Source organism: Limisalsivibrio acetivorans, from assembly GCF_000421105.1.
GTDB lineage: Bacteria > Chrysiogenota > Deferribacteres > Deferribacterales > Geovibrionaceae > Limisalsivibrio > Limisalsivibrio acetivorans.
This window is the reverse complement of record NZ_ATWF01000001.1, coordinates 1804148-1830489: the sequence shown is the minus strand read 5'-3', so window position 1 is coordinate 1830489 and position 26342 is coordinate 1804148. Positions and strand designations below refer to the sequence as shown.

General features: G+C 46.3%; 24 protein-coding genes. 13 read left to right on the top strand and 11 right to left on the bottom strand.

The features are described 5' to 3' along the window. Positions 1 to 643: 643 nt before the first annotated feature. The 6 genes from gatC to K300_RS0108655 are packed head-to-tail and all read left to right on the top strand — an operon-like array spanning position 644 to position 5132. Complete coding sequence (gene gatC, locus K300_RS0108680) at positions 644 to 934, top strand: Asp-tRNA(Asn)/Glu-tRNA(Gln) amidotransferase subunit GatC (protein WP_022851282.1); 291 nt, start codon at positions 644 to 646, stop codon at positions 932 to 934. A 1-nt stretch (position 935) separates the two neighbouring features. Beyond that, positions 936 to 2399, top strand: a complete 1464-nt coding sequence (gatA, locus tag K300_RS0108675) for an Asp-tRNA(Asn)/Glu-tRNA(Gln) amidotransferase subunit GatA (protein ID WP_022851281.1) — start codon at positions 936 to 938, stop codon at positions 2397 to 2399. Between the two features lie 12 nt (positions 2400 to 2411). After that, positions 2412 to 3851, top strand: coding sequence for an Asp-tRNA(Asn)/Glu-tRNA(Gln) amidotransferase subunit GatB (gatB, locus tag K300_RS0108670; RefSeq protein WP_022851280.1), 1440 nt, complete (start codon positions 2412 to 2414; stop codon positions 3849 to 3851). A 14-nt stretch (positions 3852 to 3865) separates the two neighbouring features. Further along, on the top strand, positions 3866 to 4267 hold the full coding sequence (gene mce / locus K300_RS0108665) for a methylmalonyl-CoA epimerase (protein ID WP_022851279.1): 402 nt from the start codon (positions 3866 to 3868) through the stop codon (positions 4265 to 4267). 2 nt (positions 4268 to 4269) lie between these two features. Continuing rightward, the gene (locus tag K300_RS15155; RefSeq protein ID WP_022851278.1) at positions 4270 to 4542 is read left to right on the top strand and encodes a LysO family transporter; all 273 of its coding nucleotides are present in this window, start codon (positions 4270 to 4272) and stop codon (positions 4540 to 4542) included. Next, complete coding sequence (locus K300_RS0108655) at positions 4539 to 5132, top strand: LysO family transporter (RefSeq protein ID WP_022851277.1); 594 nt, start codon at positions 4539 to 4541, stop codon at positions 5130 to 5132. Before K300_RS15155 ends, K300_RS0108655 begins: the two co-directional genes overlap by 4 nt. Positions 5133 to 6442: 1310 nt before the next feature. Here K300_RS0108655 and K300_RS0108650 read toward each other — a convergent pair. Continuing rightward, a complete protein-coding gene (locus tag K300_RS0108650) occupies positions 6443 to 7414 on the bottom strand; it encodes an IS30 family transposase (RefSeq protein ID WP_022850132.1) in 972 nt (323 codons plus the stop codon). 501 nt (positions 7415 to 7915) lie between these two features. Here K300_RS0108650 and K300_RS0108645 point away from each other — a divergent pair. Continuing rightward, complete coding sequence (locus tag K300_RS0108645; RefSeq protein ID WP_022851276.1) at positions 7916 to 8101, top strand: hypothetical protein; 186 nt, start codon at positions 7916 to 7918, stop codon at positions 8099 to 8101. Positions 8102 to 8297: 196 nt separating this feature from the next. Here the strand turns inward: K300_RS0108645 and tsf are convergent, their stop codons facing one another. Both tsf and rpsB read right to left on the bottom strand, forming a co-directional pair. Further along, on the bottom strand, positions 8298 to 9170 hold the full coding sequence (gene tsf, locus K300_RS0108640) for a translation elongation factor Ts (protein WP_022851275.1): 873 nt from the start codon (positions 9168 to 9170) through the stop codon (positions 8298 to 8300). A 2-nt stretch (positions 9171 to 9172) separates the two neighbouring features. Continuing rightward, positions 9173 to 10012, bottom strand: coding sequence for a 30S ribosomal protein S2 (gene rpsB / locus K300_RS15150; RefSeq protein ID WP_022851274.1), 840 nt, complete (start codon positions 10010 to 10012; stop codon positions 9173 to 9175). Positions 10013 to 10273: 261 nt separating this feature from the next. Here rpsB and lgt point away from each other — a divergent pair, with 261 nt between their 5' ends. The 5 genes from lgt (at position 10274) to K300_RS0108600 (ending at position 19120) form a co-directional block, all read left to right on the top strand. After that, positions 10274 to 11242: a prolipoprotein diacylglyceryl transferase gene (lgt, locus tag K300_RS0108630; RefSeq protein ID WP_022851273.1), complete on the top strand. Its 969-nt coding sequence runs from the start codon at positions 10274 to 10276 to the stop codon at positions 11240 to 11242. 147 nt (positions 11243 to 11389) lie between these two features. Continuing rightward, positions 11390 to 12988: an outer membrane beta-barrel protein gene (locus K300_RS0108625; RefSeq protein ID WP_022851272.1), complete on the top strand. Its 1599-nt coding sequence runs from the start codon at positions 11390 to 11392 to the stop codon at positions 12986 to 12988. A gap of 13 nt (positions 12989 to 13001) precedes the next feature. Further along, complete coding sequence (locus K300_RS0108620; protein WP_022851271.1) at positions 13002 to 13775, top strand: FecR domain-containing protein; 774 nt, start codon at positions 13002 to 13004, stop codon at positions 13773 to 13775. A gap of 448 nt (positions 13776 to 14223) precedes the next feature. After that, on the top strand, positions 14224 to 16623 hold the full coding sequence (locus K300_RS0108610; RefSeq protein ID WP_022851269.1) for a PKD domain-containing protein: 2400 nt from the start codon (positions 14224 to 14226) through the stop codon (positions 16621 to 16623). Between the two features lie 517 nt (positions 16624 to 17140). Continuing rightward, positions 17141 to 19120, top strand: a complete 1980-nt coding sequence (locus K300_RS0108600) for an ATP-binding protein (protein WP_022851267.1) — start codon at positions 17141 to 17143, stop codon at positions 19118 to 19120. Between the two features lie 98 nt (positions 19121 to 19218). Here the strand turns inward: K300_RS0108600 and K300_RS15145 are convergent, their stop codons facing one another. The 8 genes from K300_RS15145 to K300_RS16205 all read right to left on the bottom strand — a co-directional run bounded on the left by K300_RS15145 (position 19219) and on the right by K300_RS16205 (position 25863). Further along, on the bottom strand, positions 19219 to 20073 hold the full coding sequence (locus K300_RS15145; protein WP_022851266.1) for a protoheme IX farnesyltransferase: 855 nt from the start codon (positions 20071 to 20073) through the stop codon (positions 19219 to 19221). A 5-nt stretch (positions 20074 to 20078) separates the two neighbouring features. Continuing rightward, positions 20079 to 21302: a cytochrome c oxidase subunit II gene (coxB, locus tag K300_RS0108590; RefSeq protein ID WP_022851265.1), complete on the bottom strand. Its 1224-nt coding sequence runs from the start codon at positions 21300 to 21302 to the stop codon at positions 20079 to 20081. After that, entirely contained in the window at positions 21303 to 21596 is a 294-nt protein-coding gene (locus tag K300_RS0108585) for a cytochrome C oxidase subunit IV family protein (RefSeq protein ID WP_022851264.1), read from the bottom strand. Between the two features lie 9 nt (positions 21597 to 21605). Beyond that, complete coding sequence (locus tag K300_RS0108580; protein WP_022851263.1) at positions 21606 to 22205, bottom strand: cytochrome c oxidase subunit 3 family protein; 600 nt, start codon at positions 22203 to 22205, stop codon at positions 21606 to 21608. Next, complete coding sequence (gene ctaD, locus K300_RS0108575) at positions 22198 to 23811, bottom strand: cytochrome c oxidase subunit I (RefSeq protein ID WP_022851262.1); 1614 nt, start codon at positions 23809 to 23811, stop codon at positions 22198 to 22200. Before ctaD ends, K300_RS0108580 begins: the two co-directional genes overlap by 8 nt. Positions 23812 to 23814: 3 nt before the next feature. Then, positions 23815 to 24690: an SCO family protein gene (locus K300_RS0108570; RefSeq protein WP_022851261.1), complete on the bottom strand. Its 876-nt coding sequence runs from the start codon at positions 24688 to 24690 to the stop codon at positions 23815 to 23817. Between the two features lie 89 nt (positions 24691 to 24779). Continuing rightward, positions 24780 to 25085: a c-type cytochrome gene (locus K300_RS0108565; RefSeq protein WP_022851260.1), complete on the bottom strand. Its 306-nt coding sequence runs from the start codon at positions 25083 to 25085 to the stop codon at positions 24780 to 24782. A 130-nt stretch (positions 25086 to 25215) separates the two neighbouring features. Beyond that, the gene (locus K300_RS16205; RefSeq protein ID WP_022851259.1) at positions 25216 to 25863 is read right to left on the bottom strand and encodes a class I SAM-dependent methyltransferase; all 648 of its coding nucleotides are present in this window, start codon (positions 25861 to 25863) and stop codon (positions 25216 to 25218) included. Positions 25864 to 25956: 93 nt separating this feature from the next. On the opposite strand from K300_RS16205, the gene K300_RS0108555 reads away from it, so the two are divergent. Further along, on the top strand, positions 25957 to 26307 hold the full coding sequence (locus K300_RS0108555) for a TraR/DksA family transcriptional regulator (protein ID WP_022851258.1): 351 nt from the start codon (positions 25957 to 25959) through the stop codon (positions 26305 to 26307). Positions 26308 to 26342 lie beyond the last annotated feature (35 nt).

Genomic DNA, 26342 nt, shown 5'->3' with positions numbered 1-26342 from the left:
AAATTCTACTTATAAATACTCCCTTTTTACGGGGAGATTACCGTGATGGCGGTGTCCTCATTTCGCTCTTTTTCCACCTGAAGTTTTGCTGATGCTGAGGAGTGTAACCGCATATCATACGTGAAAGTATTCAATATTTAGGATTACCTCATCTGTCACGTGCGGCCAAAACTTCCGGGCGGTTCCAAAAGAGCTCATTCGGCTGTAAAACATTCGGGGAAGATTAAGATCGTTTGTTGTGAAATCGGCAATTGGCTATTAGTAACAATCTAGCCGAAATACCTTTTCACGTCTCACGTTGTTTTCTCGTGTGTGTAAACGTTAGAGCTAGCTCGATTCAATTCTTACGATGAGGGTTGCTACCCAATAGGCTTCCATGGGTGGAAGCCTGTTAGGTATAGGCCTTTATCATTATCTTCAAAATGGGTTTTTAAGGGGATTCAAAGGGGAAAGTTTTCCCTAAAAATTTCCCCTTAGTCTTATTTTTAAATATTCACATTCGAAATACCTCACTAATTTTGAGTTAAAATATAGCTCTGTAAACCTCACTGCACTTGAAAAAACATTACATTTAACGCTATAATTCGCTTCGGCTCGTTTATTGGCCGAATTATTCAAACAAACTTCACAACGAGGTATTATCGTGTCAATCACAGATAGCGATGTTTTGCATATCGCCAATCTTGCCCGTCTTGAGCTCAAGGAGGGCGAGGTTAAGAAGTTCGCAGTTGAGCTGAACTCTATTCTCGGCTATATCCACAAGCTTGAGGAGCTTGATGTTACCGGTATTGAGCCAACATCCCATGTTCTTGAGCTGAGCAGTGTTATGCGTGAGGATGTGGCAAAACCCTCCCTTGGAACAGACAATGCCCTTGGCAATGCTCCCGATGCGGAACAGGGGCACTACAAGGTTCCCAGAGTGATAGAGGGCTGATATGAATATTATACAGATGAACCTGAACGAGCTCGCAGATGCTCTAAAAGATATAAAGCTTACCGCCGAGGAGATTGTCGGTGCATATCTGGATCGTATAAAGAGATACGATGAAGATGTTAAGGCGTATATCCATATAAATGAAAACGCCCTTGAAGAGGCAAAGGAGTGGGACAGAAAACGTCAGGCTGGCGAGGATGTACCCCGTTTTGCAGGCATTCCAGTTGCCCTTAAGGATCTGATCGTTACAGACAACATGCCCACAACCTGTTCGAGCAGGATCCTCGAAGGATTCAACGCACCCTACAGTGCTAACGTTGCTGAGCTGCTTAGAAAATCAGGCATGGTATTCCTTGGTAAGCTGAGTATGGACGAATTCGCCATGGGTTCTTCCAACGAGACCTCATACTACAAGCAGACCAGGAACCCGTGGGATCTTGAAAGGGTTCCCGGCGGTTCCAGCGGCGGCTCTGCGGCAGCTGTGGCGGCGAGGCTTGCCCCCGTTACCCTCGGCTCCGACACTGGCGGTTCCATACGTCAGCCCGCCTCCCTCTGCGGTGTTATAGGTATGAAGCCTACATACGGACGTGTTTCACGCTTCGGGCTCGTGGCCTTCGCCTCATCCCTTGACCAGATCGGCCCATTCAGCTGGAACGTATCCGATGCGGCGGAGGTGCTCTCCATCATTGGCCAGCACGATGAGAAGGATTCCACATCCGCACCTGTGGAGGGGGAGGACTACGCTTCCCTGATGCAGGGTGATGTAAAAGGGATGAAGATAGGTATACCGAAGGAGTTCTTCGCCGAAGGGCTTAACGAAGAGGTTAAGCAGAGGGTCGAAGAGGCTATCAGAAAGCTTGAGGATCTCGGTTGCGAAACCGTTGAAATAAGTATGCCCCATAACGATTATGCCGTTTCCGTGTATTACATCATTGCCACGGCGGAGGCCTCCAGCAACCTTGCAAGGTACGACGGCGTGAAGTACGGATTCCGCAAAGAGGCGGACAACCTCAAGGACATGTATTTCAGCACACGCTCCGAAGGATTTGGTGAAGAGGTCAAAAGGCGTATCATGCTTGGGACGTACGTTCTCAGTGCTGGTTATTACGATGCATACTACCTCAAAGCCCAGAAGGTGCGCACACTCATAAAGAAGGATTACGAATCAGCCTTTGAGAAGGTGGATGCGATAATCTGCCCCACTTCGCCCACTACGGCCTTCAAATTCGGTGAAAAATCCGATGATCCCCTTGAGATGTATCTAAGCGATATCTACACAATCTCCCTGAACCTGTACGGCGGATGCGGACTCTCCCTCCCCTGCGGGTTTGACTCAAAGGGGCTCCCCGTTGGATTCCAGATCCTCGGCGGACACTTCGAGGAAGGGAAGGTTCTCAGATTAGCAAAGGCATACGAAGACGCAGTCGGCGGATTCGGGCAGATACCCGGAACATTTGAAGGATAAGGCGGATATAAGATGAATTACGAAGCGGTTATAGGACTGGAAGTACACGTTCAGCTATCAACGGAATCGAAGATATTCTGCTCATGCTCCACAAAATTCGGCTCAGGCCCAAACTCCCAGGTCTGCCCCGTATGCATGGGTATGCCCGGTGTGCTTCCCGTTCTCAACAGGAACGTTGTGGACTATACGATGAAGGCAGGGCTTGCACTCGGCTGTTCCGTAGAGGAGAGGAGCATCTTTGCCAGAAAGAACTATTTCTACCCCGACCTCCCCAAGGGGTATCAGATAAGCCAGTACGAGCTCCCCATATGCCTCGGAGGAGAGCTTGAGGTTGAGCTTGAAAGTGGTGAGAAGAAGACCCTCGGCATAACACGAATACACATTGAAGAGGACGCCGGCAAATCGATACACGGTGAAAACCTCGGTTCGCCCGGCAACAGCTATGTGGATCTTAACAGGACAGGGGTGCCCCTCATAGAGATCGTCAGCGAACCGGACATGCGTAGCGGCGAAGAGGCCAGAGCATACCTCACCAAGCTGAAGACGATCATAAAATATCTCGGCATATCGGACTGCAACATGGAAGAGGGCTCGCTCCGCTGCGATGCAAATATCTCCGTACGCCCCGTAGGGCAGGAGAAGTTCGGCACAAAGGCTGAGATTAAGAACATGAATTCCTTCAAAAACGTGCAGAAGGCCATAGAATACGAGATAAAACGCCAGATCAAGGTTGTGAGCGAAGGGGGACACGTTGTTCAGGAAACAAGGCTCTGGGATGCGGCTCAGGGTATAACACTTTCCATGCGAGGGAAGGAAGAGGCTAATGACTACAGATATTTCCCCGATCCAGACCTTGTGCCAGTTGTTCTCAAAGCGGAGGATGTTGATAGGGCAAAGTCCGAGATGCCCGAACTCCCCGATGCTAAACGCATAAGGTTTATGGAGGAGTACTCCCTCCCCAAGGACGATGCTGTACTTCTCACAGGCGAACGTGCCTATGCGGATTTTTACGAGGCGGCAGTCTCCTCCCACAACAGCCCCAAAAGGGTTGCAAACCTTTTCACGGGAGATGTTCTCAGGGTTATAAACGAAAAGCAGTGCGAGATCAGCGAGGTAGGCATTTCGCCGGAAAGCCTTGCGGAGATCGCAAAACTGCTTGATGATAATAAGATAAGCGGAAACGCCGCCAAGAAGGTTTTTGAAGGCGTAATTGAATCGGGTAAAAGCCCGTCAGAGATCGTTGAGGAGCAGGGGCTTGCCCAGGTTTCCGATGAAGGGGAGATCGAGAAGATCGTTAAGGACATCATCGAAGCAAACCCCAACGAGGCGGAAAGGTTCAAGAACGGCGAGAAGAAGCTTCAAGGGTTCTTTGTGGGGCAGGTTATGCGAGCCTCCAAGGGTAAGGCGAATCCTAAGATCGTAAACGAACTGCTTAATAAACTGCTTTCCTAGTGCGGGAGGATATCATGCTGAATAAGATAGACCACATCGGCGTTGCCGTTAAAAGTCTCGAGGAATCCACCAAGTTTTACAAGATGATGGGCGTCGAACCCTACCATTTCGAAGAGGTGGAGAGCCAGAAGGTTAAGGTCGCCTTCATCAAGGTTGGCGATACAAACATCGAGCTCCTAGAGCCCACATCTGATGACAGCCCCGTGGCTAAGTTCATCGAGAAAAAAGGGGAGGGGATCCACCACATCTGCTACGATGTAGCAAGTGTACCCGAAGCACTCTCAACGCTCAAGGATGAAGGCCTGCGCCTCATCGATGAGGAGCCCAAACCGGGCGCCCACGGTAAGATGGTAGCCTTTGTGCACCCCAAGAGTGTCTGCGGTGTTCTTACAGAGCTGAGTCAGGACGCACATTAAACATGCTCTACTACGCTCTCGCCGTTCTGGCGGGGCTTGTACCGGCACTTCTGCTTCCCCAGGGCTGGTTTCTGAATGTGCGCAAGCACCTCTTTACAGCCAGCCTGGTAGCCCTCCTGTTTCTTATGGGAGTTGGCCTCGGGAGCGATCCGCAGATAATCGGCAAGCTCGGTAAATTCGGTATAGTCTCTTTTGTTATTGCACTATCATCAATAGTTTTCAGCGTTATCGCTGTGCTCATAATGGTGCGCCTTTTCGGGGGTAAGCAGAAATGATGGTACTGCTCATCGCCGCAGTTATCCTCGGTGCGGTTGCGTCATTCTTCGGTGTTGTGCCCGAAGTCCTTAATGCTAATAATGGTATACTCGTAGAGATAACCCTGTATCTGATGCTGTTTCTTATCGGTTTCGACCTCGGTAACAACCGGACATCATTCTCCAGCATGTTCAAAGCGGATAAGATGCTCCTCATCGTGCCTGCAGGAACTATACTCGGCACACTCTTCGGCGGATTCCTCTGCGCATCTATCGTGAACCTCTCCGGACAGGATGCAATGGCCGTTGCCGCTGGCTTTGGCTGGTACTCTTTCAGCGCAGTCATCCTTGCAAAAGTCAAAGGCGCAGAACTCGGAGCAATCGCATTCCTCGCAAACGTAATGCGTGAATCTCTCAGCCTGTTCCTGATACCGGTCATAGCAAAATACCTCGGTCCATACGCCGCCATAGCTCCGGGAGGTGCCACAACTATGGACGTAACACTCCCCATAATCGAAAAATACGCCGGAAGAAGAGCCGCTATCATCGGCTTTGTCCAAGGTGTTATCCTCACCGGCATCACACCATTCGTTATCGAAATGATCGTTTAGGCTTATTGAGGATAATTCTCTCCTTGGAATGAGAGCAAGGGTGGCATATATCTATGATTACTAGTGTTTTTAATTAATAATATAAAGGAAAATATTTAGGGGAAACTTTCCCCTTAGGATCCCCTTAAAAACCCATCTTGGGATTTTTATAAAGGTTGATATATAATAGGCTTCCAAGGATGGAAGCCCTGAAGGCGAAAGGAAGAACAGCTCTGCTGGTCTGACGTAGCCGGAAGTACGAGAGAGCGGTGTTCCCCCCGCTCGAACAACAATGAAATTTCCATGGACGGGATATTCCATAGATTAGTAAAACTAAGAACGCAGGGAACTTTTTAGGGAACAAAGTTCCCCACACCCCTCAAAAACCCATTTTGATGGAAATATAAATATTGAGATCTAACAAATTTCACCCATGAAAGCTCATGCTAATCATGCAAGCAAGGTTGAAATGCAACAGGGCTTCCATGGATGGTAAATTCCATAGGTTAAATCAGACAAGCTCTTAATCTTCCCCGAATGTTTTACAGCCGAATGAGCTCTTTTGGAACCGCCCGGAAGTTTTGGCCGCACGTGACAGATGAGGTAATCCTAAATATTGAATACTTTCACGTATGATATGCGGTTACACTCCTCAGCATCAGCAAAACTTCAGGTGGAAAAAGAGTGAAATGAGGGAATCACCATCTCTTACGAATTTATGAATATAAATGAGTAACAATGGGGGCTGGAAAACCCTGAGGGAATAGTTTTGCATACTTTTCTAAAAAGTATGTGGCGCATAAGCGCAAGACTAACAAATTAGTGCCTAATTTCGAATGTGATTATGTAAAAATTAAGACTAAGGGGGAAATTTTTAGGGAAAACTTTCCCCTTAGAATCCCCTTAAAAACCCATTTTGAAGATAAATATAATGATTCATGTGTAGTACTCTTTCATCCATGAAAGCTCATGCTAATCATGCAAGCAAGGTTGAAATGCAACAGGCTTCCATGGATGGAAAATTCCATAGGTTAAATCAGACAAGCTCTTAATCTTCCCCGAATGTTTTACAGCCGAATGAGCTCTTTTGAACCGCCCGGAAGTTTTGGCCGCACGTGACAGATGAGGTAATCCTAAATATTGAATACTTTCACGTATGATATGCGGTTACACTCCTCAGCATCAGCAAAACTTCAGGTGGAAAAAGAGCGAAATGAGGGCACCACCATCACTTACGAATTTATGATAATAAATGAGTAACAATGACGGCTGGAAAACCCTGAGGGAATAGTTTTGCATACTTTTGCGTGCGAATTGTAAATTGAATCTTATCACATCTCTATGCCCATGCTATCAAGTACTTCCATAGTTGTCATATACCCAAATCTTTTCTTAGGCCTATTGTTGATCTCTTCTACTGCCCTGTATACATCTTCACTCTTTACATCTTTAAAGCTTGTTCTCTTCGGAAAATACTGCCGAAGAAGCCCGTTCATGTTTTCGTTAAGTGCTCTTTCATTAGGACTCATCGGATTGCAGAAATAGAACTGTACTCCTACTGACTTATAACCGTAAAACTCTTTACCTCTATCTACTGTTATGGATTTAAACTTAGAGCTGCCAAAGCGCCTTATACACTCTATTGCTGAGCGGTTATATTCTTTTATAGACTTGTTCTCAAGTTTCTCAGCCCATATAAAACCAGTACTTCTCTCTACAAAAGTTGCTATATAACCGCTTTTGTTGTAACCACTTATAAGATCGCTCTCCCATACTCCAAAACCCTCTTCTGGACGGTCCTCAATGCGAGGAAGGTCTGTCTTGGCTGAACGACTTCCTGCCTTTATACCTATAGTGCGTTTACGACCTCGGTGTGTCCTGAAATACTTGTGGTAGCCACGTAAGGGAACATCCCTGTACTCATGGTCAATACCCTTGCGTACCCATAAATATATGCTCTTAAATGATATATGTTTATCTGACTCACACGGATAATCTCTCTTTAAACGACCGGATATCTGCTCCGGTGACCAGTGTTGTTCTAGTTTCTCTCGGACATAGTTTAACAAAAATCCCTTATCCTTACGAAATCCGCCCTTAGTCTTTTTGCGCCTACGTAAGGCTCGAGAGTGGGATGCTTTAGCTCGATATCTGTTACAGCAATCCTTATTACGACTGATTTCCTGACTTACAGCAGATTGTGTAATGCCTAATATTGCGGATATTTTACGTTGTGAGTATCCCTGGCGAAGTAGACGCTCTAGTATTTCTCGATCTCTAATGCTAAGATGCTTATGGCTCATTGCTGTGCTCCTCCTTCGGGAGAAAGTTTTTGTGGTGAAGACTGCATGGCATGAGCCTTTTTTATTTCATATTAGTGATAAGATTGCTATTACAATCTGCGCGCCAAAAGTATGGCGTGCTTTAGCACGAAGCCAAATAAATTAGTGACTAATTTCGAATATAAGTATGAAAGTAAAAGATCGCAGGGAACTTTTTAGGGAACAAAGTTCCCCGCACCCCTCAAAAACCCATTTTGAAGATAAATATAATGATTGATGTGTAGTACGCTTTAATCCATGAAAGCTTATGCTAATCATACGTTTGAGGTTGATATATAAAAGGCTTCCAAGGATGGAAGCCCTGAAGGCGAAACTAAATTGAATTGTATTCAATTTATGTAGCCGGAAGTAAGCGGAGCGAAGGCTTTGCCGAGCGTAGCGGCAGGGAAATTATCAGGATGATGAATTTCCCAAATATTAATTAGTTACTTCCTTCTCACTTACGCAAGCGAGCTTTCATCCATGAAAGCTTATGCTAATCACATGTTTGAGGTTGAAACTAATCAAGCCAACATGGATGTTGGCTCTGAAGTGAAGAATATGGAGCTATGCTTCATATTCTGTAACGGAAGTAAGCGAAGCGAAGGCTTTGCCGAGTGTAGTGGCAGGGAAATTATCAGGATGATGAATTTCCCAGATATATCGTAGCCGGAAGTACGAGAGAGCGGGGTTCCCCCGCTCGAACAACAATGGAATTTCCATGGATGGAAAATTACATAAATCAAATCAGCCATAAAAAAGGCGGCTGTCCGTATAAACGTGCAACCGCCTTCATTCTATCTCTTGTTTTGCAGTTTGGATATAGCGTTGAATGCAACACTAATGGAACAGCAAGAACCTTTGCTTAGCTCTTGATCTGCTTCATAACCTCTTCCGCAAAATTCTCCTGCTTTTTTTCGAGACCCTCACCCATTTCGAAACGGCTATAGGAAACGATCTCTGCACCCTTGTTGCTAAGGAGCTTTTCGATGGTTACATCGGGATCCTTAACAAAAGGCTGGTTCACGAGGCATACCTCTTGAAGAAGCTTGTTAACCTGACCTTCAACGATCTTGGGGATGATATTCTCGGGCTTGCCCTGCTCCTTGAGCTTGGCAACGAAGATATCCTTCTCTTTGTCGATGAATTCCTGGTCTACCTGATCCTTGTTGAGATACTTGGGGTTGGAAGCTGCAACATGGAGGCAGATATCCTTGGAAAGATCCGCATCGCCACCCTTGAGGGATGTGATAACGCCGATTTTGCCGCCCATGTGGATGTATGTGCTGATGTTCTCACCATCAAGGCGTACGAACCTGCGTATGCTGATCTTCTCGCCAATGGTTGCAATCTTCTCGGTAAGCTCTTCCTCTACTGTTGAGCCGTCTGCAGTCTTGCACTTCATGAGGGCATCAACATCTGCGGGGTTCTGCTCTGCAACTATTTTTGCAAGCTCTGCTACGAAAGCTTTGAAATCGTCGTTTTTAGCTACGAAGTCTGTTTCTGTGTTAACTTCAATAATAGCGCCGACATTGTCTGCGCTGTATTCTGCAACTACACCTTCGGCGGCGATTCTGCCCGCTTTTTTAGCAGCAGCGGAAAGACCTTTTTTACGGAGAAACTCCACCGCTTTTTCAATATCACCGTCGTTCTCGGCAAGGGCTTTTTTGCAGTCCATCATGCCGGCTCCGGTTTTTTCACGGAGCTCCTTCACCATAGAGGCTGTGATCTGTGCCATGATTAGTTGTTCTCCTTTTCTGTATCTTTTTCTGTTTTCTCTTCTTCTGCGGGCTTTGCCTCCGCCTCAGCGGGAACGGATTCGTCAACGATTTCCTCAACGGGAACATCGTCCTGATCCTCAGCCGCTTCGCGTACTTCCTGCACAAGCTCGTCCTCACGGAGCTGCTTGCCTTCAAGGATAGCGTCTGCGATCCTGGTGGAAATAAGCTGGCATGCCCTGATAGCGTCGTCGTTACCGGGGATGGGGAAGTCTACAAGGTCGGGGTCGCAGTTTGTATCAACGATGGCTACAACGGGGATACCGAGCTTGCGTGCTTCGTTTATTGCGTTCTGCTCCATCTTGATATCGATGATGAACATGATATCGGGAAGCTCACCCATATCTTTGATACCGCTGAGGTTCTTCTGGAGCTTTTCATACTCTCTGCGGAGCCTTGCGATCTCTTTCTTTGTGAATCTGTCAACGAATCCGCTGGCGAACATCTCTTCGAGTTCCTTAAGCCTCTGGATACGTGTTTTAATAGTTTCGAAGTTTGTGAGCATTCCGCCGAGCCATCTCTGGTTTACGTAGTAGCAGCCGCATTTCTCAGAAGCATCTCTGATAGCTTCCTGGGCCTGCTTTTTAGTACCGACCATAAGGAAGGTGCTACCAGCTTTTGAGGCATCTCTGATGAACTCGTATGCGAGGTTGAAGCACTGCACAGTCTTCTGCAGGTCGAGAATGTAGATACCGTTTCTTGCACCGAAGACGTACTTTGCCATCTTCGGGTTCCAGCGCTTTGTCTGGTGTCCGAAATGCACACCTGCTTCGAGCAGGTTTTTCATAGAAATGTAAGACATGTTTCCTCCAAATTTGTTTATCCTCCGCCCCTGCCAAAGGGCACCGCAGCGTTTCATGTAGCGGCACATGCCCATATGGACGCAACTGGGGCGTGCGAAGTGGATCAGTTTTCTATCACTAACAAGGAGAAAGATCAACAGCTAATACGTCGGATAATGCCAAATTTTTGTAGAATTGATGTTATCCGCTTCACAGCACTTTACAAAGTACTTAGTTACGTTAATAATCAGAACCTCAAAGCTTATCGCAGGAGGTTGGGTTTGTTCCCCTATTTATTCAAGATCGGCTTCTTTGAGCTGCGAATTTACAGCCTAATGTACATTATCGGTCTTCTGCTCACAATATACTTCACCAGAAAAAGGGCGGAGAAGTTCGGTATAAAGCCAGCCGAAACCGAAAACTTTATCATATTCACCTTCATAATCGCCCTGCTCGGTGCAAGGATGTACTACGTCGCCTTCCGGTGGGACTACTACGGTGGCAACCCTTTAGAGATGATAGCCATATGGCATGGCGGCCTTGCAATCCACGGCGGTATAATCGGCGGTTTTATCGCCGCACTCTCCTACTGCTGGTACAAGAAGATCAACCCACTCATCCTCGGCGATGCCATGTTCCCTTTCCTTCTCCTGTCGCAGGGGCTGGGGCGTTTTGGCAATTTTGCCAACGGCGAGGCCCATGGTGTTCCCACGATGACGCCGCCTGATATTATATTCAGACTAAAAAACGTATTCCCCGAATTCTGGAGCAGTGTACTCTCCCAGGTGGGCCTTCAGGATACACCGAGGAGTGTTTCTATTCTATCTGAAATAATAAAACGGAAAGGGGGGGAGCTTATAGTTAACTTCGAAGGTAAGGCCTACTACCTCCATGAGTACTTCCCGTGGGGAATCAGCTTCCCCTCTAAATATAGAGGCCCAGCATACATGGATTTCGGCACGCTCCCTGTCCACCCCACATTCTTCTACGAGATGATCCTTAATTTCATAGGTTTTGCACTCCTCCTATATTTCTGGAAGAAGGATAAAATCATCGGTACAGGAATGATTACTGGAGGATACCTGATCCTTTACGGTGTTATAAGGGGCTTTGTAACAACATTCCGAGCGGATGATCTAATGCTCGGCGCTTTCCGTGCTCCGCATCTTCTTAGCGTCATAATGGTAGTTGTGGGCATCGGGTTCATCCTTAACTCCAGAAGACTGAAAGGCAGTAAAACAGCGGGGTAATTCACTTTACTTTGGACTCCCCCCCCTATAAAATAATGGTATAATGGAAAACGCAGTCGGAATGTGCCCTATGAGGTGCTCAGACCGTTGCGCTAAAGACAATCAGATCCCGCAAAGGGTGCGTTTCCTTTCGGGAGGGGGATCGTTATGTATTTTAAGAGAGCCGCAAAGATATGTCTGGCTGCCTCTGTTTTACTTACCGCTTCGCTGGCATATGCGGCGTATTATCCCGTTGCAGGGGAGTATTCACCCGCATATGAAAGGGTATTCAGTAAAATAAAGGCCGGAGAGTGTTCCGGCATGGATTCAGAACTCAGCAACCTTGAAGAGAAAGAGGGCGTTTCACCCGACCTTTACCTTGCAATATGCTACTTCGAGAAAGGCGACCAGGACGAAGGATACAAAACCATCAACAGAATGGTGGAGAACGAAGAGTACGACGAGGCCTTATACGTCCTTAACGAAATAGAAGGTAAGAGCTACCGTGATAACCGCCTTGCCAAGTATAAGGGTATAGCACTGTACAGCATGGGCAACCTTGAGGGGGCCCTTAATAACTTTAAGTCATACCTTGAAAAGGAGGATGACCCCGAGGTCTCCTATCAAATCACAGATATTTACACCAATACAGGTGAGCTTGAGTCAGCCAAAGAGGCACTTTCAAATATTCCTCAAAAGGATGACAGGTATCGTTACCGCAGTGGTGTAATAGCAATCAAAGAAGGGAAACTCCAGACAGCACTCTCAAACTTCCGTTACGTTTCAAAAGAGCCCTACCCTGAACTCTACAGGAAAGCTCAGTATTTCATAGCTGAGATATGCTCAGCCAATAAACGTTTCGGCTGTGCGGAAAAGGCCTATGGAAACATGGGTGAATCACCCTTCACCGCCGAGAAAAAGGAAGAGCTGGCCAAAAAGAAAAGGTTATTTTCCGGTCTCATAGGACTCGGCGAGCAGTATGACACAAACGTTACTGCCGTTGATGAGGACAAGGTTGAGAATGTTTCCGAAGAGGACAGCTTCAGGACCTACATAATCGCAGATCTCCGCTTGAACTTCTATGACTACGCCTACGATGAAATCAGAGCAGGGATGACAAACTACAAGTCATGGAACCACAGCGTTGAGGAATACAACGCCAGCAGCCATAAGTTCTATGGCTCTTTCTATAAGAGATACGACAGCTTCGAGCTCCTCCTGCCCAAGCTCAGCTACGCTAAAACCTACCTGGACGGAGATGAATACTCCGATGTCTTCAGCATTGAGGCAAAGGGTACATATAAGATGGACTCATGGAAGTTTATGCTCCCACTCAGGCTATCTGTTAAGGACTACCACTCAGACGTCCCCGAGGATTATAACAGGGATGGAAAACTCTACAAGGGTGGCTTAGGGGTTTCCAGAGCCTTCGGCGGCAAGTTTATTGCCGAGCTCACAGGCTACCTCGCAAAGGAGGATACGGACGGCGAATACAGAGAAAACACACAGACTGAGCTGAAGCTAAGCCTTGCCGCAAGGATAACCAGAAGCATCAACGCCCAGGCTGTTTTCGATACGATCCTCTACGATTATGACAATCTCGACCGCTCCGACAGATACAACAGCTTAAGCGCAACATTGATCTACAAGCTGAACGAGTCTGTTTTCTTTAATGGCGGATACACATTTAACAGCAACGACTCCGATGACGATATTAACGATTACACCAAGCACGTCTTTGAAGTCGGCGTAAACTACAGCTTCTAGGAGGTAAAAAAGTATGAGACTCCTTATATACACACTTTTAGCTACTATGCTGGCTATTCCTGCTTTTTCAGCCGACAGGGCCGGAGAGGTCAGCGACCTCCAGGGGCGTGTGGAGATTCTGCATGATCAGGAAGTCATGGGCAAGAGAGCAAGAACAGGCGCAGAGCTTGTGGTAAAGGATCTTCTGCGTACCAAAAGAAAAGGGTACGCCGAAGTTTCATTAATTGATGGCTCAGTGGTCAAGGTTTATGAAAAAACCCGGATGAAGATTAACGGAATCGAAAGGGGCGACGACTACAATGCCGATATCCAGAAAGGACGTGTGCTTTTCGATATCGCAAAGGTTGAGAACGTCACCGGAGATTTCCGTGTTAAAACAACCACATCAATCATCGGCGTAAAGGGTACAGCCTTTCGCATCGATGTTCTCCCCGAACTCACCAAAGTTACTGTAACCGAAGGTGTTGTTGAGGTAAGCAGGATCGATGCACCGGATGTTTCGGTTCTCGTTAACCAGGGAGAATCAGTGCTTATCCGTGAAGGTGATGAAAATCTCAACGTGCAGGAAGAACAGGTTGAGGACGAGGAAGAAGTCGGCGGATTTGAAGAACAGCCTGGAGACGATGTTGAGGAAATAACTGACAGCGAAGATATTACACAAACTATTGAAGACATTGAAGACAACACCGGTGATGTAGATGACATATATGAAAAACCGGAAGATAGAGAAGACCTTGTTGAAGTTCTCACAGGAACTGTTAAAATTAACATAGACTTCGAAAAATAAAGAGTAGTCTGTTCATAAAACGTCCTGTGTAAATGCCGAAAAAGGGGATCCCTATGGGGTCCCCTTTTTGGTGTCATAGTAAAACTAAGAACGCAGGGAACTTTTTAGGGAACAAAGTTCCCCACACCCCTCAAAAACCCATTTTGAAGATAATTATAAAGGTAGAAGTGAATCAAGCCTACAAGGCTATCGTTCAAAGCTGGAGTGAAACTCCAGATTTATACGTATACCTATTATAAGTGGTCATACCACTTGGCACTTTTCACCTGATTTTGATTGAATGTTAATATCAATTGCCGATGCAGCAAGGATATTTACGCAACCTATCAGCCATTAATCGCTGAGAAACGCCCATTCGCAGATCTTTTGAGCAGAGGATGTTTTATTGCATTGATCTATAGCGAGGGGTTAATATTAATCACCTAAATACCTACAGGAGGATCTTTTTATGAAGCGATTTGAAAGCAGACTTATCCTATCACTTCTGTTTGCCTTTCTACTCGTCTTTGCCGTGGCATGCGGCGGCGGTTCTGGAGACGGAACCACCGATGATGACGGCGGAACTGAGCAGACAGACAATGATACCGATGACAATGTAACAGCAGATGTACCCGAGATGAAGACAGCGGATGTATCTGTCACATTTACGGATCTTGATGGCAAAGGCCTTGACATGGACAACTACACAGTTACAACCATGTTCTCAGAGGCTTCAGTGGCAGGCGGAACAGCCAGAGCCGCAGAAGGTGTTACCGTCGTTGATACAGAAAAGGGACAGCTTATTTTCCTCGGTGACAACGACACGCCTATCGCACTCGCATATGTAACAGCCTCGGATGTTGCCGCAGGTTCAGCGGACTTCACAGTGGACTCCATCGCAAAGGGCCTTATCATGACCTCACCACTTATGGTTGGCTACAGCTCCGATGACAGAGATGAGATACTCAGCGCCGCTGTTCAGGATGCCCTTTATGACAACCTTACATCCGCAATCACAAGCGCTCTTGACACCGAACCTGAAAGCCTTCTCAACGAAGCCGTATTCCCCGAGGTTTATGAATATTCAATACTCCTTGTTTCAAAGGTGATTGAAGAGAAGACTGGTGTAAACGTATTGGCCGAGCCCAGCGCTGCCCCCGAAGTAACAGTCGGCTCCTCCTATGCGCCCTACCTTAGCGACATCAGCGGCGATCCCTTCTATCTTGTTAACCCGACTATGAACTTCTATGGAGCGACACTTGATGGAGAGTCATATCTTGTTCCTGGACGCTCAAAGGCATGGGTTCTCTGGGGTAACGAGGATGATCCTGTTACCAAGCAGGTTTCCGTTGGTGATGGTAACTACGACCTCAACTTCGTTAAGTTCGGCACAGATACCACAGCAGCCAAAATGGCGGCTACAGCGAACGTAATGAAGACGGCATGTCTCGTTTTCGACCTCTTCGTATGGTGTCCCGTAGAGAATCCTACAATCGCTACAGTAGTTGAGGGTGACAGCGGATTATACGATCTTGCAGGTCTGCTCGGAGGAGATATCCTTAATGCCTCACCCAAAGAGGTTTTCAGTATTCTCATAGAAGAGTTTTCCGACCCTATAGTTCTCGGTAAGCTCACAAGAGCACTCTACAAAAACGCAGACAACCCCGACGGAGCAGTGAAGTTCTTCAAGAGAGGGCGCAAGCTCCTCAAAGCCGCCGGCGCTATCATGAAGGTTATGAAGGCGTATGATGCTGCACAACAGCACATACCTTTCGCGCTTGATCTTGCCATCAAGCCCCTTAATGTGGACTTCTGCATTAACAACAACGGCGGTGTGCTCGGTGCAACATGCCAGTATGTTCCTCCCGTCGCAGATATTGACGCCAGCAATTCAGATAACGTAACAGTCGGTGATTCTGTAAACTTCACTGCTGAAGGCTCTACAGATATCAACTACGGCACAGTGGATCTCATGGCACGCTATGACTTCGATGGGGATGGAACCTATGATACAGACTTCTCCTCAACGCTCACAGCAAGCCATACATATAATAATGCCGGAAGCTATGATGTCAGGGTAGAGGTGAAGAACCCCGACAACCTCACCGGAACAGATGTTGAGACGATCATCGTTGAAGCTGTTGCAGCTGGCGGTGCGGCGAACCATATCAAGGCGTTCGGCGACTACTCACCATGGCAGACATCATCCTTCGAGGATGCTATGGCAGCAAACGGCTACACAGCAGGTACAGGCGAAAACCAGTATGAGATACTCCCATCTTCCGCCCTCGCCTCAACCACCCTGTATCCCGGCAAGGATCTGGTTATCATCCAGAATGATCAGGATCAGAACTACTACAACAACCTTGCCGCAAGCTACGACCGTGTTAAACGATTTGTAGATAACGGAGGAGTTCTCTTCTTCGAGGCATGCGATCAGGGCTGGAACGCTGGCTCACTCGCTAATGCAGGCATAACCTACCTCCCCGGCGATGTGATAACATTCAGTGCATACTACGACCCCACAAACTACAACGTTAATCCCACATCTGCACTCATGAGCGGTGTGCCTGAGACACTTACAGGTAACTATGCAAGCCACGAACGATTCCATAACATACCCGAAAGTGCAACTGTCTATATGACCGATACAGACAGCAGCGCAACACTATTCGAGTACGGCTTTGGCGACGGATGGGTTGTGGTAACCGGTCAACCCCTTGAGTACAACTATGTGTACAACACGGGCGAAACTGAAATGGGACAGATGTTCCCCAGAGTATTTAACTATGTTCTGGGTAACCTTACACAGGGAACAAATGGATACCAGTGTGTGCCCCTTGAACCCGCAAGGACATCTGCTCAATAACTTTTTATAATCAATTGAATGTTCTACAAAGGGCCCCCTTTTCGGGGGCCTTTTTTTGCTTAATAAGATGAGGTAATAAGAATTGAGTGGAGAGAAAAGCCTGAAATAATAACTAGTGACTAATTTCGAGTATAAATATTAAAGCAAAGATCGCAGGGAACTATTTAGGGTCTGGATTCAAAGAACTGCTCTTGGATAAAAGCTTCAAGGTTAGCTTTATCGCTGGGTATCTGGAGGATGAGAATCCGATGCGTACCGAGATTGTTTATGAAAAATGGTGAGTTTAATCAAAAAAAGCCCCCGAAAGGGGCTTTTATTTGATTACGCTACGTGCTCTTAAGCAAAACGGCATACCTTAGATAAACAAAAACCCATATATGCCTTAATAACATTCTTGCTTACAAAAGTTTCGCACACAGAATACGCAATATTAAATTTAATACTGCCTTTCATTTGACAGTAACATTAAGATTCCGTATATTACATGCAATATATTCACATAAGGTGAGGTAATGTTGTGGCAAATGATAAGGGAATTAAGCCTAGTGTTAATCTTTATGGATTTACAGATGAAGAACACAATATTATAACAAGCGCATGGGCTAACGAGCTATCAATCACGTACACCAAGAGTGATATTGATGTCAAAGGCTCTAAATATAAATGTTTTCTAATAAACCCAACAGAACACTACAGAGATATGTTCAACTTCAATAAAGAAATTGCTGTAGTTTTTTCTCCTTATAAACAGACCGACAGTAGGTTGCTTGAAGCAATTGCCATAATTAATAAGTCACACTCAAACCGTATTGATAAAATATGTTTAGTTGTAATAACAAAAGATATGAACCCTGAGGAATCTATAAAAGACATCGTAGATGACGTTGAGACACAAATTATTGTGCCTTTCTCCTACCAAGAATTTCAATTTCATGATGACTTTAGAATTAGAAATCGATTTATAAAGTACCTTTACAGTAGAGATCTATTTGCTTTCGAATCGCCACTGAAAACTGAAAGGTTTTTCTTTGGCAGAAAAGAAATTGTGGCTACGTTATTTAATAGATTCAAATCAAAAGAGCATTCTGGACTTTTTGGCCTTAGAAAAACAGGTAAGACTTCAATAATTTACTCTTTGAGAAGGCATTTAGAAAATGATAGCTATCCATATATCCATATTGACTGCCAAGATCCGGGCTTCCACCAAAGACGATGGAATGAGGCTCTCAGCTATATTTTCAGAAAGCAAGGATCTGAAGGGAAATATGAAACAATATATGATGACTCTCTATTCTCTGAAAAGGATGCTTCCTTTTATTTCGAAAAATCGTTGGTGGAGATATCGAAAAAGCACCAAAATAAACCCGTGCTTTTAATTTTTGATGAAATTGAGCACATGTCAAATGGGCTATCTCCTTCATATCATTGGAATGAAGGCAATGACTTTGTACTTTTCTGGCAATCAATAAGAGCAACTCTGCAAAGCAATCATAACTTAGGTTCTTTTTTAATTGCTGGCACAAACCCCACGTGCATTGAAAGTACTAAAGTTAATAATATTGATAATCCACTATATAATATCGTCCACCATGAGTATGTTGCTTCTTTTCAGCACAACGAAACAAGAGATATGGTTAGAACACTAGGACGCAGAATGGGACTTAAATTTGAAGAATCAGTTTTTCATCTTCTCAATGACGATTATGGTGGGCATCCTTTTTTAATTCGCCATATGTGTAGTCACCTCTTTTCTTCTTTCAAAAACGATACCAAGCCATTGACTATAACTAAAGACCATTATAAAGACAGCAAAGAGACTTTCCTGAATAATAGTAACAAATATTTCCAACTGATTCTTGAAGTACTTAAAACTTCGTATGATTTTGAATATGAATTACTGGTATTACTTGCTGAAGATGATATAGAAACTTTCAATGATTTTTGTAATCAACAACCTGATATAATTGGCCATTTATTAGGTTATAATGTCATCAAAAGAGGTAACAATAAATATGTCTTTAATATTGAAAGTATGAAAGAATACTTGCTAAAAGATACTCAGTCTCAACCATTAAAGTCTGATATGGACATAAAGCATTATATATTGGGAGAAAGGACTTATATTGAGGAGAATTTACGACAATTTGTAAAAAGCATTATTTACACAGCCTATGGTTCAGAATCAAAGAATATCATTTCCAAACATATGGATAAGAAAAGTACTAGTTCACTCTCATACAGAGAGTTATTTGATCCAAACAAAAATAAAATATACTTTAACATCTTGATCAAAATAATTTGCTCTGAATGGGACAAGTTTAAAAATCATATAAGTCTCGAAAAAAGTGATTTTACTTTTCACTTAGGAAACATAAATAAACTAAGAAAAGTTGACGCCCATGCATCGAAGATTAGCAAAACGGACTTAGAACAACTAAAACTATCTTTCAAGAAAGTTAAAGAAGAATTAGATAATTATAATTCATCCATTAAGTAACAATTGTGCTAAGCTATCAACATAATATTTTTTGAAAGAATGTCGACAACATTGTTCAATAACCCCCAAGGAATCAAGGATAGCTACATGTTCAAATATTAATAACCAAACAGGCGCACGATTAAATCGCCATTATTCATTAGTATCTTATCCACAACCGCCAGTGCGCAGACGATCATTATCGAGGCGTTGAGGACGGCGAAGGTTTTTCGTCCGTCTATAGAGACGTAAACAGCAGAGCCGATGGCGGTTACCCCGGCGAGGATGCGCACGGCATCGTTTGTTAACACTCCTCCAGCGGCGGCGAGAGCTATCATGCTTGCGTATGCGATCGTCCAAACGAGCATGAGCCTTCGTTTCAGGTATCCAGATGCGGTTTTCTGGGTCAAAAAACCTGCCTTTTCGTATTCATCGTAGTATCTTGCGGCGAGCAAAACAAAATGGGGTGTCTGCCATAAAAAGAAGAGAATCACAAACACCATGATCCGATAGTCGAAGGGTGCGCCGCCGCTTCCCGCCCATCCGATATAAAACGGTGCCGCTCCAGCTGTGGAACCGATCAGTAGTGCATATGGCGTTATGCGCTTCAGGGGAGTGTATACAAAGTTATACACTATCGTAACCCCTGTACCCGTAAGGAATGCGGGCAATCCGCCGAAGACATAAAGACCGCACAGTGAAAGCAGGATAAGCACAACTGCTATCCCCAGACCTATACCCGGAGCAAGCCTTCCAGAGGGGATAGGCCTATCCATGGTGCGCTCCATGAGGGCATCCGCATCCCGCTCCTGATACTGGTTCAGAGCCGAACAACCCGCTGAGAGTAAAACAGCACAGAGGCATACCAGATATGCGGAAAGATTGAGCGGAAAAATGTGGTACATCGACCCCGCAAGGGCCGCCAGACCCACCGCCAAACTGACGGCGGGCCTGTACAGCTTTATATGATTCATTTCACCTACTTAAGCGTGCTGAGGTACTCGATGAGCGCCTTCATCTGCTTCTCTTCAAGATAATCGTAGGCTGGCATTATGTTGTCATACCCTTTTACGATGTGCTCGCCGGGATTGTTGATGGAGCTGATAATATAGCGCGCATCGGCGGTCAGGGTCATATCCTTACCATCCTTTTCCACAAGGACCTCTCTGTCCATGAGTCCTTTGAATGTGGGTCCTGCGTAGATCTCTCCATTGGTGGAATGGCAACCGGTACAGCCTTCGTTTTCGGCTATCTGTCTGCCGAGCTCCACAAGGTTCGGCTCCTGTTTCTCCTCTTCCTGCTTACCTGTGAGAACATCGATCATGCGCTCGAGATCACCCTCATTGAGCGAGCCTTCATAGGATGGCATCATCGGGTCGTAACCCTTAACAACCTCTGCATTTGGTTGGAGGATCGCCCGTTTCAGGTATTCCTCATCCGCTTTGACGGTTTTCTCTGTCCCGTCCTCAAGAACCACAACGGTCTCCCGGTTGTAGATATCCTCAAAGGTAGGGCCCACAAGCTCGGAACCGTCCATGCTGTGGCAGTCAACACAGCCGTAATCCATCAGAACGGAGATGTCGGGACCTTTCTTTTCGGGCTCCTTCCCTTCCTCTTTCCATTCCTGGTATTCATCCTCGGGGAGCACATACACCTTGCTGAGCATAAAGGCATGACGCACACCGCAGTATTCCGCACATTGTATGTCATACTCATCCGGCTCGCCGGAACGGAACCAAGTGTATGTCTCCATCCCCGGGACCGTATCCATCTTGATGCGGAAAGCTGGCACATAGAAGCTGTGTATAACGTCGAGTGATGTCATCTCCAGCTTAACGGGTGTATGGGCTGGTACGTAAAGGTCACGGCTGGTTTTGCCGTCCGGATAGATAAACTTCCAAGACCACATCTTTGCCTCGACCTTAACGTTCATCGAATTCTCTGGAGCCTCACGCAGGGCTTTGTACCCCTCCCAGCCGTAGTAGAACATCGCCGCAACGATAAAGATGGGGATCACGGTCCAAAGGGTTTCTGCCAAAACATTGCCTTCTATATCGGCAGGTTCCGGATGGCGGCTCTTGTGGTATTTGAAAACAAAGAACACCATAAGGAACGTTATTATAAAAAGTATTATAAAGGACACGCTGAAGATGAATATAAACGCCGTGTCCACCTTGCTTACAGTATCTGCAACTGGATTCATCTATGAACCTCCCCTGAAAGACACATCGAAGAAGGTGAATCCGATGAATATCGCAAGCAGAAGGAATGTCATGAAAACAACCCCCTTAAGGTACGGCCTCTCATACTGTAGGTGCATGAAATACATGATAACCAGAAGTGACTTGCTTGTTGCGAGGGCAAGGGCAACCACGACGTTAAGATAGCCCAGGTCCACCTCAGCCATAACCACCGTTAGCCCGGTGAGGATGAGAAGCAGGACAAGGACGATAAACGCCTTCTTGTAACTAAGTATATGCTGTTCGTTCGCACTCATATAATCACCTCACAACACAAGATAAAACAGCGGAAAAAGGAATATCCAGATAAGATCCACAAGGTGCCAGTAAAGGCCACCGTTCTCGAGGAATACAAAATCCTCCTTATTGATCTTATCCCGCTGAATAAAATATACGGCAAACCCCAGAACAACGGCACCGATTATTACATGCAGGCCGTGGAGGCCGGTCATCAGGAAGTAAAGGCCGTAGAATATATTCTCACCCTGGCTCAATTCCTTAAGATGCTCCGAATCGGGGTATATTCCGTGGCTGAACTTTGCCTTCCATTCGAAAAATTTATTTACGAGGAAAATAAGCGAGCAGGCTATGGTTATATACACATACCTGAGACACGCCTTTTTATTACCAAGACGTATGGCCGTTATCGATATAGCCACAAAGAAGGAGCTTATGAGAAGGACAACGGTATTGACCCCGCCGATAACAACATCCAGCTCATCCCCCCCTTTATGGAACTCCGAGGGGAATTTGGCGAGATATATGGCATAGAGCAGAAACATTCCGCCGAAGAGTAGAATCTCCGTAAACAAGAAGAGCCACATACCGAGCTTTGCGCCTTCGTAATCCTTATGAATATTACTCATCAGGCTCTACCCCCTTGTAGTTATAGGGGCTTCTGGTGACCTCCGGCTCCTCTTCAAAGTTGAGAAGCGGCGGCGGAGATGGAACAAACCACTCGAGTGTTGCTCCGCCCCAGGGGTTTCTGCCCACCTTGGGCCCTTTACGCATTCCATGGAAGATGTTCACAAACATTATCAACAGTCCCACAGCAACTATCCATGAGCCAACGGTGGAGATAAAGTGTCCTCCGGTGTACTGGGGGAGATAGTCGTAGTATCGCCTTGGCATCCCCTGCAAACCTATGACGTAAAGTGGGAAATAGAGAACATTAAAGCCCACAAAAAGTATGAGCCATGCGATATTTGCGATCCGCTCGTTATACATGCGACCGTAGATCTTCGGAAACCAGAAGTGCATCGCCGCAAACAGTCCGAAGCCCGTTCCACCAAAGATTACGTAGTGGAAATGGCTGACAACAAAGTACGTATCGTGCAGGTGCACATCCGTTCCAGCGGAGCCGAGTAGAAGCCCTGCCAGACCACCCACGGAGAAAAGGAATATAAAGCTGAGGGCATAGAGCAGAGGTGTTCTTACGGATATGGAGCCCTTATACAGCGTAGCGGTCCAGTTAAAGACCTTGATAGCCGATGGTATCGCAACGATAAACGTCAGGAACGAGAAGATCAGTACCGCCGTATCGCTCATTCCACTGGTAAACATATGATGCGCCCACACGAGGGAACCGGCAAAGGCGATGGCGAGGCTTGAAAACGCTATCATCTTGTAGCCGAAGATATGCTTCCTTGCGAAAACGGGGATGATCTCGCTTATAACACCCATGGCGGGGAGGATCATTATATAAACCGCCGGGTGCGAGTATATCCAGAAAAGATGCTGATACAGGATCGGATCACCACCCTTGGCGGGATCGAAAAGCCCGACGCCGAGTATCCTTTCCGCCATAACGAGCAGTACGGTTATACCCAGAATAGGCGTGGCAAGAACCTGTATCCAAGCAGTTGCGTAGAGTGACCATGCGAAAAGTGGAATCCTTGTCCAGTTCATCCCCGGTGCACGGAGGCGGTGTATCGTTGTGATAAAGTTAAGCCCTGTCAAAATCGATGAAAAACCGAGGATAAATACTCCAAACACCGCCACGCTCACGTTCGTTGTGGTGAATTCGCTGAACGGCACATAGAACGTCCACCCTGTATCTGGGGGGCCCTGCCCTGTGAAAAGGGAGATGAGGGCAAAGACTGTACCTATGACATATAGCCACCACGAGAGCAGGTTCAGCCTCGGGAAAGCGACATCCTCCGCTCCAATGTGTATGGGGAGCAGAATGTTGCCGAAGGCCGCCGGTATACTGGGGATAACCACGATGAAGATCATGATCACCCCGTGCAGGGTAAAGACGGCGTTGTAGCTCTGGGCCTTCATTATCGTTTCGCCGGGTGCAATAAGCTCCATACGGATAAGAAGACCAAGAACCACGCCGACGATGAAGAAGGCGAGTACGAGGTAAAGGTACATAAGCCCGATCCGCTTATGGTCGGTGGTAAAAATCCAGGAGAGTATCCCCCGCTTCTCCTCGAAGAAGTTTGGTTGCGCTTTCACAGCATTATCCATAAACTATTTCCTTCGTTTACTTTTTTTGCCGCCGAAATAGAGGAATGCGACAAATATTATAATAAATCCGATAACGGCCACCGCCGTTACCCTCAGTATGTTAAAGACGTATGTCTGCCCCTGCGGGTCGTAGCTGAAACAGAAGCGGACAAGCTTCTGAACAGAAAGCCCCACCTTCCCCTCAGCCGCCTCGGTGGCTGCCAGGGTAAACTCAAAGGGGAGCACATCGGTACCGTAAAGATACCTTGCTATCTTCCCCTCTGGTGATATGGCAACGGTTGTCACTGCATGGACAAAATCCTTACCCCTCCTGTCGAAACGGAAGCCGATGGAATCCATAAAGAGGTCGATATTCTCTTTATCACCGGAGAGAAACAGCCATCCATCCTTGGGATAGTTGTTGTCCATAGCCTTGAAGTAGTTCTTCTTCTTGTTGGCGGCAATCTCCGGTGTGTCATACTCATCGAAGCTAATGGAAATCATCTTATAATCCTCGATGGGCTCCAGCTTTATATCAGGAAGGATCTGTGCCAGCCGGCTCTGCAGAAAGTTGCAAACGTTTGGGCAGGAATAATAAACAGGGGCCACAAGAACGGGCTGCTCCAGAAGATCTCCAAAACGAATCTCATTACCTTCGGAGTCCTTGAATACAGCATCAAGAGCCGCCTGCTGACCCAGCTTTTCCGTAATGCCAACGTTGAGCTCCTTCTTTTCCTCCTCGGTTATCTCTTGATGGACATGCCCTTCATCCTCCATATCCATGCCTTCATGACCTTCATGGTCCATGTTTTCGTGCTCCATCGCTTCATGGTTCATGTTTTTGTGTTCCATTGAAGCGTTGTCCATGGTGCTATGCCCGTCCATTGAGGTATTGTCCATAGCATGGTCATGCTCTTCTGCTGGTGAGGACACAGCTATAAGGAGAAAAAGCAGGAAAGTGCTCAATAAGAGTTTAGGCTTCATGGCTATCAGAATGTGGCGATGTAATCGGCGAGTGACTTAAGCTCCTCTTCGCTGAGCCTGCCCACTTGCCCTTTCATGATAACCTTCTTGCTTCCTCCGTAGCTTCCGTCAGCATAGCCCTTAAGCTTGCTAAGGATATCAGAGGCGGACTGTCCCTTAAGGGGCGCACTGGTTCCTAGGGCTTCCTTTGTACCATCTGCACCGTGACAGCTCATGCATTTGCTCTTGTAGAGTTCTTCTGCTCCGCTGGCGGCGAAGGCTGAAATACCAATAAAAATAATGAGGGCTGTTGCAATTAATAAATGTTTCATAGCACACTCCTTTTCAATAACCTTTATCAATCTTAACATGGCGTGTCACTCAGTCAATGAAAGCTATGTAAAGTAAGTAAATTGCTACAATTCTAATCGGATATAAGCATCCTCAACAATACTTTATGGGTTAGAGTCTTCCTGAAATAAGTGTCAGCCTGTCATCGAGCAGTAGGGGAGAATCTTTCACTTTATCACCGAGCAGCCTGTCCACCTCAAGGTGCTGTTCCTCCGTTCCGCCGTAATAATCCTCCAGCCAACGGTGCAGCTCATCAGCATCGGCGAATTCCCAAACGGGCTCAAAGGTTCGTAGCGGGTAAAAATCCGCATCATAGATACTCATGCACTTCTTCGCTTCGTAAAGCCGTCTGCTCTCTTCTATGTCAAATACAGCGCAGATCTTCATCAGCTCGCAGTTCTCCTCCGGCTCGATCAATACTATCTCGCCATCGGTGCGCAAAAGCCGGAACGCCTCGGAAAGGGCAGACTCCATATCGCTGACATGGTGAAAGCTAAGGCTGAAAAGCACAACATCGAACGAGTAGCTGTTAAGCCCTGTATCTTCGGCACTTCTACAGTAGAATTCGATATCAGGGAGAACAGCCTTCGCCTTTTCAATGGCAGAGCGATCTGGCTCAACGGCTTTCAAACCACGGCTGATATCCGCAAGAACACGGGTCATCCGGCCTTCACCGCAGCCGATCTCAGCCACATCACCCTTCAGAGGGGTATAATCCATCAAAACAGTATCAGTTATAGAGAATTTATCCTTGTCCATCACGCCAATATACCAAATCACCCCGAATAATCAATATCGCTGAGCCCGTGCATTTCAACTTGCATAGGCGGATATTTCCACTAAACTGTGCCGATGGACGAATTAAGCAAGGAACAAAAAGAGGAAATCCGAAGTATCATCGTAGAGATGATCGAATCCATTGAAAACGAGATCAACGCAGGGAAGGACGGCCAATCACCCATCGTGCCCGATACCGCCATCGGCAGACTCTCCCGCCTCGAAGCGATGCAGGCCGCCGGAGTCGCAGAACGTAGCCTCAATACAAAAAAAGCACGCCTCGGAAGACTCAAGGAAGCACTCAAGCGGGTCGACTCAGACGAAGATTTCGGCCTCTGTACCGAGTGTGAAGAACCGATACCTATGAAACGACTCCGCCTCGTACCCGAAGCAGTCATCTGCATACAATGCATGAATGAGCGTTAACATTATCGGATTCATCGCTTATTTCGTGTTTGACT